The organism is Sphingomonas sp. PP-CC-1A-547 (assembly GCF_003610375.1).
Taxonomy (GTDB): Bacteria; Pseudomonadota; Alphaproteobacteria; order Sphingomonadales; family Sphingomonadaceae; genus Sphingomonas.
Map to the genome: position 1 here is coordinate 390,640 of NZ_RAPZ01000010.1, position 11,958 is coordinate 402,597.

An 11,958-nucleotide genomic window follows, 5' to 3' on the forward strand; every position below is an offset into this window, starting at 1 on the left:
ACGGTGGGCGCGATGAGCCGTTGAGCGTGCATCTGCAAAGACAGACCGGAGACTTGTATGCCCTACGTAAAAACCCGTGACGGTACAGACATTTACGTCAAGGACTGGGGCAATGGTCGCCCGGTTATTTTGACGCATGGCTGGCCGCTCAACGCCGACAGCTGGGACGCACAGGCGATGGCGCTCGCCAACGCCGGCTTCCGCGCGATCGCCTACGACCGCCGCGGCTTCGGTCGCTCGGGCCAGCCCTGGACCGGCTATAATTACGACACGCTGACCGACGATCTGGCCGACGTGATGGAAGCCACCGGCGCGAACACCGACGCGACGATCGTCGGCTTCTCGATGGGTGGCGGCGAGATCGCGCGCTACATGAGCCGCTACGAGGGCAAGGGCGTGGTCGCCGCCGGGCTGATCTCGTCGGTGGTGCCGTACATGCTCAAGACCGACGACAACCCCGACGGCGTTCCCGAAGAGACGCTGGCGAGCATCGGCGCGGGTATCGAGGACGACCGCCCGGCGTTCTTCAAGACCTTCCTCCAGCAATTCCTCGGCGTCGGATTCATCACCTCGCCGGTCAGCGACGAGGTCGTCGACTGGGTGTGGAGCCTCGCGATGCAGGCGGGCCTGCATCCCACGCTGGAGTGCGCGAAAGCGTTCGGCCACACCGACTTCCGTCAGGATCTGGCCGCCTTCCGCGTACCGACGCTGGTCGTCCACGGTACCAGCGACAAGACCGTGCCGATCGACGCCACCGGCCGCGCCGCCGCCAAAGGCATCGCGGACTCGCAGTTGGTCGAATATGACGGCGCCCCGCACGGCCTGACGATCACCGAAAGCGATCGCTTCACCAACGACCTGCTGACCTTCCTGGGTCGGTAAACCTCCAACCGACCACACTTCTTGCCCCTCCCTGGAAGGGAGGGGTCGGGGGTGGGTCGGCTTCCGCGTGTTCGATCGGTGGCGGCTCAAGCCAGCCAACCCACCCCCAGCCCCTCCCTTTCAGGGAGGGGAGCAGAAGCTCAATTCCCCAGCGGGACGATAACCTCGTCCGGATGCGCGACGTTCAGTTCCTTGCGGACCATCTCGTCGACCATATCCGGGTTCGCATGATCCGGGTTCAGCAACGCTACCCGGTTCTTCAAAACCTCACGCTTGCGATCGAGCGCGGCATAGTCCTGCTCGCGCTTCGCAAGCTGGCGCTTGTAATCGCCATACGCGAACATCCCGTTCGGCCCGAGCACGGCATACGCGCCGAAGAACGCCATCAGCGTCAGTCCCAGCGCCGGCCACGCGGCCTTGCGCATCGTCTTCCGCAACTTGCTGGTCTTCGTCGTCACGCGTGCCATGCTCGTTCTCCCGGACTCCAGCCTATCAGCCCCCGATCAGGATGTCGCGACCCGCATAGCGCGCCGCATCGCCCAGCTCTTCCTCGATCCGGATCAGCTGGTTGTACTTCGCCAACCGGTCCGACCGCGCGAGGCTGCCCGTCTTGATCTGACCGCAGTTGGTCGCGACCGCCAGATCGGCGATCGTCGAATCCTCGGTCTCGCCCGAACGATGCGACATCACCGCGGTGTACTTCGCCCGCTGCGCCATCGACACCGCCTCCAGCGTCTCGGTCAGCGTGCCGATCTGGTTGACCTTCACCAGCAGCGAGTTCGCGATACCCTGGTCGATGCCGCGCTTCAGACGCTTCGGGTTGGTCACGAACAGATCGTCGCCGACCAGCTGGACCTTGTCGCCGATCAGGTCGGTCAGAGTCTTCCAGCCCTCCCAATCGTCCTCGCCCATGCCGTCCTCGATCGAGAAGATCGGATAGCGCCGCGTCAGGTCCGCTAGATATTCCGCCATCTCCGCGCTCTCGAGGATCCGGCCCTCACCCGAGATGTCGTACTTGCCGTTCTTGTAGAACTCGGTCGCCGCGCAATCGAGCGCGAGCATCACGTCCTCGCCGGGCTTGTACCCTGCCTTCTCGATGCTCGACATGATGAAGTCGAGCGCCTCGGTCGTGCTGCCGATGTTCGGTGCGAAGCCGCCCTCGTCGCCGACGCTGGTCGACAGGCCCTTCTCGCTCAGGCCCTTCTTCAGCGTGTGGAAGATCTCCGAGCCGCAGCGGACCGCCTCGAGGATGTTCGACGCGCCGACCGGCACGACCATGAACTCCTGGAAGTCGATCGGGTTGTCGGCATGCTCGCCGCCGTTGATGATGTTCATCATCGGCACCGGCAGCAGATGCGCCTGCACGCCGCCGACATAACGGTACAGCGGCAGGCCACGTGCTTCGGCCGCAGCCTTGGCGACGGCGAGGCTGACGCCGAGGATCGCGTTCGCGCCCAGCCGGCCCTTGTTCTCGGTGCCGTCGAGTTCGATCATCGCGCGATCGAGGTCCGACTGGTCCTCCGCGTCCATGCCGAGCACGGTGTCGGTGATCTCGTCGTTGACCGCGTCGACCGCGCCATCGACGCCCTTGCCGCCCCAGCGGCTCTTGTCGCCATCACGACGCTCGACCGCCTCGTGTGCGCCGGTCGAGGCGCCCGACGGCACGGCGGCACGGCCGAAGCTGCCGTCTTCGAGCAGCACGTCGACCTCGACGGTCGGATTGCCGCGGCTGTCGAGGATCTGGCGTGCATGAAGGTCGATGATTGCGGTCACGTAACGATGCTCCTACAAATCCCGGTGCCGGGTCGTTCGCGCCGCCTCTACCGTCTCACGCCATATCGGGCAATCGCGCGGACATCCGAGAATAGTGTCGTGCAATCGCGCGACGGTTCGGGAACCGTGCTCCAACGACGGTGTTGTGGGCGTAACAATTCTGAAAGGGACCGTCATGGCCGACTCCAGCGTAAACGACACCGTCAACGACCTGAAAACGACCGCGAACGAGGTCGGGACCGAGCTCAGCAAGACGATCGATAACGGCGATGTCTCGGCCAAGGCCGGCGACGCCAAGCAGGCGATCAAGGACGGCGCAAACAAGTATACCGCGCAGGCGACTGACAAGGTCCGCACCTTCGCCGAGGACGGCAAGGCACGTGCAAGTGGCGCGCTGGAGCAGGTCGCCAAGTTGCTGACCGACGCAGCCGGCCAGGTCGATGAGAAGCTCGGCTCGCAGTACGGCGGTTATGCCCGCAGCGCCGCCGACAGCGTCTCGGGTTTCGCCGACCAGGTGAAGGCGAAGGACATCGACGAGTTGTTCGACGACGCGCGCGAACTCGTGCGCAAGTCGCCAGCCATCGCTGTGGGTGCAGCAGCCGCCATCGGCTTCGTCGTCGCGCGACTGGTGCAGTCGGGCGTCGATGCCAACTCGAAGGTCTGACGTCTTGTCCGACCCACTGACGTTCGCGACCGGCGAAGACGAGAGCCTAGCGTCGATCGTCGGCCGACTGGCGACCGAGACGAAGAGTCTCGCGACCGCGGAAGTCGCTGTCTACAAGGCGAAGTTCGGCGAAACGGCGAGTGCGTACAAGTCGGCCGCGATGTTCTTCGCGGTCGCCGGCGTGCTGGCTTTGGCCGCACTGATCGCACTGCTGGTCGGTGCGATCTTGACGGTGGCGACGCTGGTGGGGCCAGGATGGGCGACCGCCATCGTCGTGGTGGCCGTCCTCGCAGTGGCGGCGATCCTGGCGATGATCGGCAAGTCGAAGCTTCAGACGAAGAGCGAGCCCGTATCATGACATCCGCCAAAGTCGCCGCCGCAGAGATCGAATCGGCCCTCGCCCGCCAGCGCGTCATGATGACGCTCGGGCAGTTGCAGGACCGCCTCAATCCGCGGAAGCTCGCGCTGAACGCCAGCCGCGACGTCGCCGATGCCGGCACCGCCGCGCTCAGCGCCAGCGTCGAGACCGTGAAGCGCAATCCGGGGCCGACCGCGGGGTTTGCCGCGGTCGCCGGACTGTTCCTCGCGCGTCACCGGATCGTCGGACTCTTCCGCCGCGGGCGGTGACCGCCCTGACCCGGGTCACCGTCTTGAAACCTAGAAGTCCCGGCTCGCGTTGAACCCTCATTGTATTGAACGGCGAGCAGCTTGCCACCAGAAGGACATTTCCATGACCGACGCAAAGACCACCGCTAACGAAGCCGCCCACGAAACCGAGAGCCGCCTGCGCGAAGGCCTCGACACCGTCCGCGAGACCGCGTCGAAGGTCTATCACGATGCCGGCGACAAGGCCTCCGAGGTTCTCGAAGTCTCGCGCGAGAAGACCAAGCGCGTCGTCAACAATCTCGAGTCCAACCCGCTCGGCATCCTCGTCGGCGGTCTCGCTGTCGGCGCGCTCGCCGGCGCACTGCTCCCGCGTTCGGCGCGCGAAAAGGAACTGCTCGCCCCCGTCGGCAAGCGCCTCAGCGAAACGCTCGTCGCGGCGACTGCGGCGGCGAAGGATGCAGGCCGGTCGGAACTCGGCGAACTCGGCCTGACCAAGGACAATGCTCGCGACCAGGCCAAGGGCTTGCTCGAAGGTATCGTCAAGGCGGTCACGACGGCCGGTACCGCAGGTGCGAAGGCGGTTTCGCAAAAGCCTACTGTCTAAGGGTTCAAACCGCGGGTCGAACACGCTAGGGAGGCGGCAACCCCCTCCCTAGGAAAGCAAGCGCATGAGCAAGCTCCACCTCGTATTCGGCGGCCGCGTCAGCGACCCGCGCACCCTGGATTTCAACGATCTGAGCAAGATCGAGTTCGTAGGCGTATTCCCCGACTATGCTAGCGCCGAAAAGGCTTGGCGTGCTGCGGCGCAGCGTACCGTGGACGATGCCGAGATGAAATTCGTTGTGGTGCATCTGCATCGGATGCTCGAACCGAATCTAGGCGCGACTGTAGCGTAACGGCTTTCTCGGTCATTCTCGCTAAGGCGGAAACCCATACTGGCTGACGTAGCGACCTGATCGCAACGACATAGGCTATGGATCCCCGCCTCCGCGGGGATGACGGATTTGACAGTACCTCTCTGACCATCAATTTCGCATAAAACGGCGCCTCCCCTCTCCCGTTCGGGAGTGGGAGAGGCGCCAAGGGCTCCCCCCTTCCCGTTCGTGCTGAGTAGAGACCGAGTAGGCTCGAAGAGCCGTATCGAGGGCTCGTATCGAAGCATAGGTTCCGCCCACCAACCTGTCCTTCGATACGCGGCTTCGACAAGCTCAGCAGCTACTCGGGACGAACGGTGTGGGCGTGGGTGTGGATCAGCGTGGGGCGGAGCGAACGCTTGTTAGGGACAGGCCGCTCAAGCCGCGCGGTAATGCCAAAGCAATAAAGGCCGAGCCAGCACCAGCCCCGCCAAGAACCCACCGATATGCGCGCCAATAGCAATCGGCCCGCTAGCCCCAACCGAAGCCCCAAACCCGGCCAGCCCCATCAGCAACTGGATCCCGATCCACGCCGCGGCAAGCCACACAACATGAACGACCCCAGCCGGCACAGGCCCGATCGCCTGCGCCCGCCGCTCGCCATACAAAAGTGCATAAGCCCCAACGACCGCCGAAATCGCGCCCGAAGCGCCGATCATAGGCGCGGTAGACTCAGGCCCGAACGCCCAATGCCCCGCCGCCGCCGCATACGCGCCCAGCACATACAGAACGACCAAACCGGCCGTCCCCAGCGCCTTCTCGACGAACTGCCCGCAATACACCAGCATCACGAGGTTCAACGCGATATGCGCCCAGCCGCCATGGATCAGAGTCGCGGTCAGCGGCGTCGCCCAGGACGGCACGACGAACATATGCTCGCTCGGAATACCGAGATCGGTCATTCGCAACGGGATGAACCCCGCGTTCACCGCCCAATACCCAAGCGATCCGCTAAGCACCAGAAATCCCGAGACGATGACCGTCACGATCGTGATGATCGCCGTCGCCCGCGTCTCGAAGAATTGCATAAGGCTCAGATGAACTCGATCTTGGAGACGACGTAATAGCGCTCGCCGGCCGGCACCGTGACCTCGACCTCTTCGTCGAGCTTGCGCCCGATCAGCCCGCGACCCAGCGGCGAATTATACGAGATCCGCCCCGTCTTCGCGTTAGCCTCGGTCTGGCCGACGATCTGATACTTCACCGGCTTGTCGTTCTCGTCGAGCAACGTCACCGTCGCGCCGAACACGACCTTGTCGCCCGACAGGTCCTTCGGATCGATGATCTGCGCGCGCGACAGCTTGTCCTCGATGTCCGAAATCGATGCCTCGACCTGGCCCTGACGCTCCTTTGCGGCATGATATTCCGCGTTCTCGCTCAGGTCGCCGTGCGCGCGCGCCTCTTCGATCGCGTCGACGATCGTCGGACGTTCGGCTTTCAGGCGCTTCAGATCCGCGCTCAGCGTCTCATAGCCTTCCTGCAGCATCGGCATCTTTTCGACGGTCGCCATCATCTCGTCCCCAAATCCATTTCCCCGCGCGGGGCCCTGTACCAGCCCCGCCCACACATCATTCTCATGTCGGGATCAGTCGTGCGACTGCGAATAATAGGATTGCAGCGGCCGTACTTCAAGGCTGTGCGTCGAAAGCTTGGCGATAGCCTTCGCCGCCTCGAGCGAAGCGGGCGCGGTCGTGAAGTACGGAATGCGTTGTCCTAGCGCCGATGCGCGGATCGGCTGCGAGTCCTTCAGGCTCTGCCACCCCTCGGTGGTATTGAAGATCAGCGCGATATCGCCGTCCTTGATCCGGTCGACGATATGCGGCCGCCCTTGCGCCACCTTGTTGACCTTCTCGACCGGCAGCCCCGCGCGTTCCAGATGATCCGCAGTGCCACCGGTCGCGACGATCGAGAAGCCGGTGTCGACCAGCGCCTTCACCGCCTCGACGATCATCGCCTTGTCGCCGTCCTTCACGCTGACGAAGACATTGCCCTTGGTCGGCAGGATCGTCCCCGCGCCAAGCTGCGCTTTCGCAAACGCGATCGTGAAATCCGGATCGATTCCCATGACTTCGCCGGTCGACTTCATTTCCGGTGACAGGACCGGATCGACGCCGGGGAACTTGTTGAAGGGGAACACCGCCTCCTTCACCGCATAATAGTCGATATGCCGGTCGATCTTCGGCAAATTGACCAGCTTCTCGCCCGCCATCACGCGCGCGGCGATCTTGGCGATAGGCGCACCGATCGCCTTGGCGACGAACGGCACGGTGCGTGATGCGCGCGGGTTGACCTCGATGAGGTAGACCAAGCCATCCTTCACCGCGAACTGGATGTTCATCAGCCCAACGACCGACAAGGCATGCGCAAGCGCCACCGTCTGCCGCTCGATCTCGGCGATGATCTCCGCCGACAGCGAATAAGGCGGGATCGAGCACGCAGAGTCACCCGAATGGACGCCCGCCTCCTCGATATGCTGCAACACGCCCGCGACCACCACATCGGTCCCGTCGCAGATCGCGTCGACATCGACCTCGATCGCATCGCGCAGATACTGGTCGATCAGCACCGGCGAGTCGCCCGACACCTGCACCGCGGTGGCGATGTAATGCTCGAGCTGCCCGATCGTGTCGACGATCTCCATCGCCCGTCCGCCGAGCACATACGAAGGCCGCATCAGCACCGGATAGCCGATCCGCTCCGCCGCCGCGACCGCCTCGTCCCGGCTCCGCGCAAGACCATTCGCCGGCTGCAACAGCCCGAGCTTGGTGATCAGCGCCGCGAACCGCTCGCGGTCCTCCGCCAGATCGATCGCGTCCGGTGTCGTCCCCAGGATCGGAATGCCCGCAGCCTCGAGCGCGCGCGCGAGGTTCAGCGGCGTCTGCCCGCCGAACTGCACGATCACGCCCACCAAAGTGCCGTTCTGCTGCTCGACATGCAGGATCTCCAGCACGTCCTCGGCGGTCAGCGGCTCGAAATACAGCCGGTCCGACGTATCGTAATCGGTCGACACCGTCTCCGGGTTGCAGTTGACCATGATCGTCTCATAGCCCGCGTCCGCCAGCGCGAAGCACGCATGGCAGCAGCAATAATCGAACTCGATACCCTGCCCGATCCGGTTCGGCCCGCCGCCCAGGATCACGATCTTCTTCCGGTCGGTCGGCTCGGACTCGTTCTCCGGCTCGCCGAAGCTCGGCGCCTCGTAGGTCGAGTACATATACGGCGTCTTCGCATCGAATTCGGCCGCGCACGTATCGATCCGCTTGAACACCGGCCGCACGCCGAGCTTCAGGCGATGCTGGCGCACCTCCTCCTCGGTCACGCCGCCGGTCATCGCCTTGACGACCTCGTGAATCAGACCAGAACCCCGCGCAACGCCGCGACTCATCCCCCGCAGATTCACCGACTGCAGCGCCAGCCACGCGAGCCGCTTGTCGCTGAACCCCATGCTCTTCAGGCGGCGCATGCCGGGCGCGTCGATCGGCAGGCCGTCCTTCATCACCTCGGCCTCGGCCGCGATGATCTCGGCGATCCGCTCCAGGAACCACGGATCATACTTCGCAATCGCGTGGACCTCGGCAACCGTGAAGCCCTCGCGCAACGCCTGCGCCGCGACCAGCAACCGGTCCGGCGTCGCAACGGCCAGCGCCGCCTCGATTTCCGCGCGCGGCGCACCGACCAGATGATCGACCTGGTTGAAACCCGACAAGCCCGTCTCGAGCCCGCGCAGCGCCTTCTGCATCGATTCGTGGATGTTGCGACCGATCGCCATCACCTCGCCGACCGACTTCATCGCGGTGCCGAGCGTATTCGACGCGCCCTTGAACTTCTCGAACGCGAACCGCGGAATCTTCGTGACGACGTAATCGATCGTCGGCTCGAACGCGGCGGGCGTGGCCCCCGTAATATCGTTCTCGATCTCGTCGAGCGTGTAGCCGACCGCCAGCTTGGCTGCGACCTTCGCGATCGGGAAGCCGGTCGCCTTCGACGCCAGCGCGGACGAGCGCGAAACGCGCGGGTTCATCTCGATGACGACCAGCCGGCCGTCCTTCGGATTCACCGCAAACTGCACGTTCGAACCGCCTGTTTCGACACCGATTTCGCGCAACACCGCGATCGATGCGTTGCGCATGATCTGGTATTCCTTGTCGGTCAGCGTCAGCGCCGGCGCGACCGTGATCGAGTCGCCGGTGTGGACGCCCATCGGATCGACATTCTCGATCGAGCAGATGATGATCGCGTTGTCGTTGCGATCGCGCACCACCTCCATCTCGTATTCTTTCCAACCCAGCAGCGATTCCTCGATCAGCACCTCGGTGGTCGGCGACAGGTCGAGCCCGTTGCGGACGATCGCGATGAACTCCTCGCGGTTGTACGCGATGCCGCCGCCCGAGCCGCCCATCGTGAAGCTCGGCCGGATGATCGACGGAAGCCCCGTCTTCTCAAGGCCTTCCAAGGCTTCCTCGACAGTATGGGCGATCGCCGAGCGGGCGCTTTCCAGCCCGATCCGGTCCATCGCATCGCGGAACTTCAGACGGTCCTCCGCCATGTCGATCGCATCGGCATCCGCCCCGATCATCGTCACGCCGAACTTCTCGAGCGTACCGTCATGGAACAGCGCCAGCGCGGTATTCAGCGCGGTCTGCCCGCCCATCGTCGGCAGGATCGCGTCCGGGCGCTCCTTCTCGATGATCTTTGCGACGATCGCGGGCGTGATCGGCTCGACATAGGTCGCGTCGGCCAGCTCGGGATCGGTCATGATCGTGGCGGGGTTCGAATTGACGAGGACGATACGATAGCCCTCCTCCTTCAACGCCTTGATCGCCTGCGTGCCCGAATAATCGAACTCGCACGCCTGGCCGATGACGATGGGTCCTGCGCCGATGACGAGGATCGAGGAGATGTCGGTGCGTTTTGGCATTAGAAGTGACGCTCCGCGACTAATTTAATAAAATCAAACGCTTCTTTGGTTAAGCGAATGGACTGGGATTGCTTATCGCCAATCTCGCGATCGGCAGATCCATACGTGTCGATCTGGACGAACTTCTCTCCGTCCGTATCGCCAGCTCTAACAACAGCTCGAACGTCACTATGCTTCGCCTCGCGAACGACAGGTTCGTAAGTGAACTCTCGGATCGTGGCCATTTGGAATCTTTCGGTAGAATTTCTGTGCTCGGACCGCTTAAGTTAACGACCCGACAAAGCGCTTGAACAGATATAGGCTGTCCTGCGGTCCTGGGCTCGCTTCCGGATGATATTGCACGCTGAATGCGTTCCGGTCGGTCAGTTCCAGCCCTGCATTGCTACCGTCGAACAGTGACACGTGCGTCTCGCGGACGTTCGCCGGCAGGCTGTCACGCTCGACCGCGAAGCCGTGGTTCATGCTGGTGATCTCGACCGCGCCGTCGGACAGGCGCTTGACCGGGTGGTTGGCGCCGCGGTGTCCCTGGAACATCTTCGTCGTGGTCGCGCCGACCGCGAGGCCGAGCAGCTGGTGGCCGAGGCAGATGCCGAACAGCGGCTTGCCCGTCTCCAGCAGCTGGCGGATCACCGGGACGGCGTATTCGGCGGTCGCGGCGGGGTCGCCGGGGCCGTTCGACAGGAAGATGCCGTCGGGAGCGAGCGCCATCACGTCGTCGAAGCTGGCGGTGGCGCTCACGACGGAGACCTTCGCGCCTGCCTCGACGAGGTTGCGGAAGATGTTGCGCTTCGAGCCATAATCGATCGCGACGACGTGGGGGCGGGCCTTCTGCTCCCCTCCCGCATCGCGGGAGGGGTCGGGGGAGGGCATGGCCTCAGGCGGGGTCGGCGCTGATTGGCCAGCCCCTCCCCCGACCCCTCCCGCAAGCGGGAAGGGAGCAGAAGCGCCCTCTCCTGCTTGCGCGCTGTCCCCGTAGCCAAACCCCAGCTTCCAGACACCGCCCGGAGCATCCTCACCCCAGCCATAATGCATCTCGGTCGACACGTCCTTGGCGAGGTCCATGCCCTCCAGCCCCGGCCACGCCCGCGCCATCGCCAGCAACGCGGCCACGTCGAACTCCCCACTAGCCGAATGCGCAATGACCCCATTAGGCGCCCCCGCCACCCGGATCCGCCGCGTCAGCGCGCGCGTGTCGACCCCCGAAAGGCCGATCCGCGCGTGCCGCTTCATCCAGCCATCCAGCCCCTCGACCGCGCGAAAACTCGACGGCTGCGTCACGTCCTCGCGGACGATGATGCCGAGCGCGTGCGGGTCGTCCGCCTCGACGTCGTCGGGGTTCGCGCCGACATTGCCGATGTGCGGGAAGGTGAAGCAGATCATCTGTCCGGCGAACGACGGGTCGGTCAGCACCTCCTGATAGCCGGTCATCGCGGTGTGGAAGCACACTTCGCCGACCGCACTGCCCTCTGCGCCGAACCCGCGACCCCAGATCACGTCGCCATTGGCGAGGACCAGGACGCCTGTTGCACCGGCAGGCATGGCTATAGGCTGGGCGTCGGCCATCAGGCTGGGCACTCTCTTTACGTTGACGATGTCGCTAAGTGGTGTCCGCTAAGGCCGGCGTGCCGCAGCGTCAATCTGTTAAACCGACGGCGGACGCGCTATCCCGTCGGGCTATCCCGAACCGCCTGAAAGACCAGTACATGATTCGCGACGACATCAAGGCTGCGCAGCTGACCGCCATGAAGGCCGGCGACAAGCAGAGCCGCAACGCTATCTCGTTGATCCAGGCCGCGATCAAGAACCGCGACATCGAGGCGCGTGCCCCTCAGTCCAGAGACGGGAAGGCCCCAGAGAGCGACGACGCGCTGGTGGTCGAAGTGCTCCAGAAGATGGTCAAGCAGCGCCGCGAGTCGATCGAGATGTTCTCGAAGGGCGGCCGTCAGGAGCTCGCCGATGCGGAGACGGCCGAGGTCGCGGTGATCGAACGCTTCCTGCCGCAGCAGATGAGCGAGGCGGAAACATCGGCGGCGATCGAGGCGATCAAGGCGGAACTCGGCGCGACCGGCATGAAGGACATGGGCCGAGTGATGGCGGAACTGAAGGCGCGCCACGCAAGCGAGCTGGACATGAGCAAGGCAAGCGGCCTGGTAAAGGCTGCGCTGTCGTAAATTCTGCTCCCCTCCCGCCTGCGGGAGGGG

General features: G+C 64.3%; 14 protein-coding genes. 7 read left to right on the forward strand and 7 right to left on the reverse strand.

Annotated features, from left to right (window positions below):
* The first annotated feature begins 57 nt into the window (after positions 1–57).
* Positions 58–882 carry an alpha/beta fold hydrolase gene (locus C8J39_RS02540; protein ID WP_120299171.1) on the forward strand — a complete coding sequence of 275 codons (825 nt, stop codon included), beginning with the start codon at positions 58–60 and terminating at the stop codon, positions 880–882.
* Positions 883–1,022: 140 nt separating this feature from the next.
* On the opposite strand, the gene C8J39_RS02545 is transcribed toward C8J39_RS02540, so the two are convergent.
* Positions 1,023–1,349, reverse strand: a complete 327-nt coding sequence (locus tag C8J39_RS02545; RefSeq protein WP_055878455.1) for a septum formation initiator family protein — start codon at positions 1,347–1,349, stop codon at positions 1,023–1,025.
* 25 nt (positions 1,350–1,374) lie between these two features.
* Positions 1,375–2,655 (reverse strand): phosphopyruvate hydratase, encoded by a 1,281-nt coding sequence (gene eno / locus C8J39_RS02550; protein ID WP_120299172.1) that lies wholly within the window; start codon positions 2,653–2,655, stop codon positions 1,375–1,377.
* Positions 2,656–2,830: 175 nt separating this feature from the next.
* Between eno and C8J39_RS02555 the strand changes: the two genes are divergently transcribed.
* The 5 genes from C8J39_RS02555 (at position 2,831) to C8J39_RS02575 (ending at position 4,821) form a co-directional block, all read left to right on the forward strand.
* Complete coding sequence (locus tag C8J39_RS02555; RefSeq protein ID WP_120299173.1) at positions 2,831–3,319, forward strand: hypothetical protein; 489 nt, start codon at positions 2,831–2,833, stop codon at positions 3,317–3,319.
* 4 nt (positions 3,320–3,323) lie between these two features.
* Positions 3,324–3,677 (forward strand): phage holin family protein, encoded by a 354-nt coding sequence (locus C8J39_RS02560; protein ID WP_243649696.1) that lies wholly within the window; start codon positions 3,324–3,326, stop codon positions 3,675–3,677.
* A complete protein-coding gene (locus C8J39_RS02565; protein WP_056486297.1) occupies positions 3,674–3,946 on the forward strand; it encodes a hypothetical protein in 273 nt (90 codons plus the stop codon). Before C8J39_RS02560 ends, C8J39_RS02565 begins: the two co-directional genes overlap by 4 nt.
* 103 nt (positions 3,947–4,049) lie before the next feature.
* Positions 4,050–4,529, forward strand: a complete 480-nt coding sequence (locus C8J39_RS02570) for a hypothetical protein (RefSeq protein WP_056486302.1) — start codon at positions 4,050–4,052, stop codon at positions 4,527–4,529.
* 64 nt (positions 4,530–4,593) lie between these two features.
* On the forward strand, positions 4,594–4,821 hold the full coding sequence (locus C8J39_RS02575) for a DUF4170 domain-containing protein (RefSeq protein WP_056051043.1): 228 nt from the start codon (positions 4,594–4,596) through the stop codon (positions 4,819–4,821).
* A 395-nt stretch (positions 4,822–5,216) separates the two neighbouring features.
* Here the strand turns inward: C8J39_RS02575 and C8J39_RS02580 are convergent, their stop codons facing one another.
* The 5 genes from C8J39_RS02580 to carA form a co-directional block, all read right to left on the reverse strand.
* The gene (locus C8J39_RS02580) at positions 5,217–5,867 is read right to left on the reverse strand and encodes a rhomboid family intramembrane serine protease (RefSeq protein WP_120299175.1); all 651 of its coding nucleotides are present in this window, start codon (positions 5,865–5,867) and stop codon (positions 5,217–5,219) included.
* A gap of 5 nt (positions 5,868–5,872) precedes the next feature.
* The gene (greA, locus tag C8J39_RS02585) at positions 5,873–6,349 is read right to left on the reverse strand and encodes a transcription elongation factor GreA (protein ID WP_056052861.1); all 477 of its coding nucleotides are present in this window, start codon (positions 6,347–6,349) and stop codon (positions 5,873–5,875) included.
* 75 nt (positions 6,350–6,424) lie between these two features.
* Positions 6,425–9,757: a carbamoyl-phosphate synthase large subunit gene (gene carB / locus C8J39_RS02590; RefSeq protein ID WP_120299176.1), complete on the reverse strand. Its 3,333-nt coding sequence runs from the start codon at positions 9,755–9,757 to the stop codon at positions 6,425–6,427.
* Positions 9,757–9,981, reverse strand: a complete 225-nt coding sequence (locus C8J39_RS02595) for a methionyl-tRNA formyltransferase (RefSeq protein ID WP_120299177.1) — start codon at positions 9,979–9,981, stop codon at positions 9,757–9,759. The genes carB and C8J39_RS02595 overlap by 1 nt, the downstream gene beginning before the upstream one ends.
* A 37-nt stretch (positions 9,982–10,018) precedes the next feature.
* On the reverse strand, positions 10,019–11,320 hold the full coding sequence (gene carA / locus C8J39_RS02600; RefSeq protein WP_120299178.1) for a glutamine-hydrolyzing carbamoyl-phosphate synthase small subunit: 1,302 nt from the start codon (positions 11,318–11,320) through the stop codon (positions 10,019–10,021).
* 140 nt (positions 11,321–11,460) lie between these two features.
* Here carA and C8J39_RS02605 point away from each other — a divergent pair, with 140 nt between their 5' ends.
* Positions 11,461–11,928: a GatB/YqeY domain-containing protein gene (locus tag C8J39_RS02605; protein WP_120299179.1), complete on the forward strand. Its 468-nt coding sequence runs from the start codon at positions 11,461–11,463 to the stop codon at positions 11,926–11,928.
* The last annotated feature ends 30 nt before the right edge of the window (positions 11,929–11,958 follow it).

Coding starts and splice junctions, on each gene's coding strand:
- C8J39_RS02605 (WP_120299179.1), top strand. CDS start 11,461: ATGATTCGCGACGACATCAAGGCTGCGCAGCTGACCGCCATGAAGGCC.
- C8J39_RS02540 (WP_120299171.1), top strand. CDS start 58: ATGCCCTACGTAAAAACCCGTGACGGTACAGACATTTACGTCAAGGAC.
- carB (WP_120299176.1), bottom strand. CDS start 9,757: ATGCCAAAACGCACCGACATCTCCTCGATCCTCGTCATCGGCGCAGGA.
- C8J39_RS02595 (WP_120299177.1), bottom strand. CDS start 9,981: ATGGCCACGATCCGAGAGTTCACTTACGAACCTGTCGTTCGCGAGGCG.
- C8J39_RS02565 (WP_056486297.1), top strand. CDS start 3,674: ATGACATCCGCCAAAGTCGCCGCCGCAGAGATCGAATCGGCCCTCGCC.
- C8J39_RS02570 (WP_056486302.1), top strand. CDS start 4,050: ATGACCGACGCAAAGACCACCGCTAACGAAGCCGCCCACGAAACCGAG.
- greA (WP_056052861.1), bottom strand. CDS start 6,349: ATGGCGACCGTCGAAAAGATGCCGATGCTGCAGGAAGGCTATGAGACG.
- C8J39_RS02575 (WP_056051043.1), top strand. CDS start 4,594: ATGAGCAAGCTCCACCTCGTATTCGGCGGCCGCGTCAGCGACCCGCGC.
- C8J39_RS02580 (WP_120299175.1), bottom strand. CDS start 5,867: ATGCAATTCTTCGAGACGCGGGCGACGGCGATCATCACGATCGTGACG.
- C8J39_RS02555 (WP_120299173.1), top strand. CDS start 2,831: ATGGCCGACTCCAGCGTAAACGACACCGTCAACGACCTGAAAACGACC.
- C8J39_RS02545 (WP_055878455.1), bottom strand. CDS start 1,349: ATGGCACGCGTGACGACGAAGACCAGCAAGTTGCGGAAGACGATGCGC.
- carA (WP_120299178.1), bottom strand. CDS start 11,320: ATGGCCGACGCCCAGCCTATAGCCATGCCTGCCGGTGCAACAGGCGTC.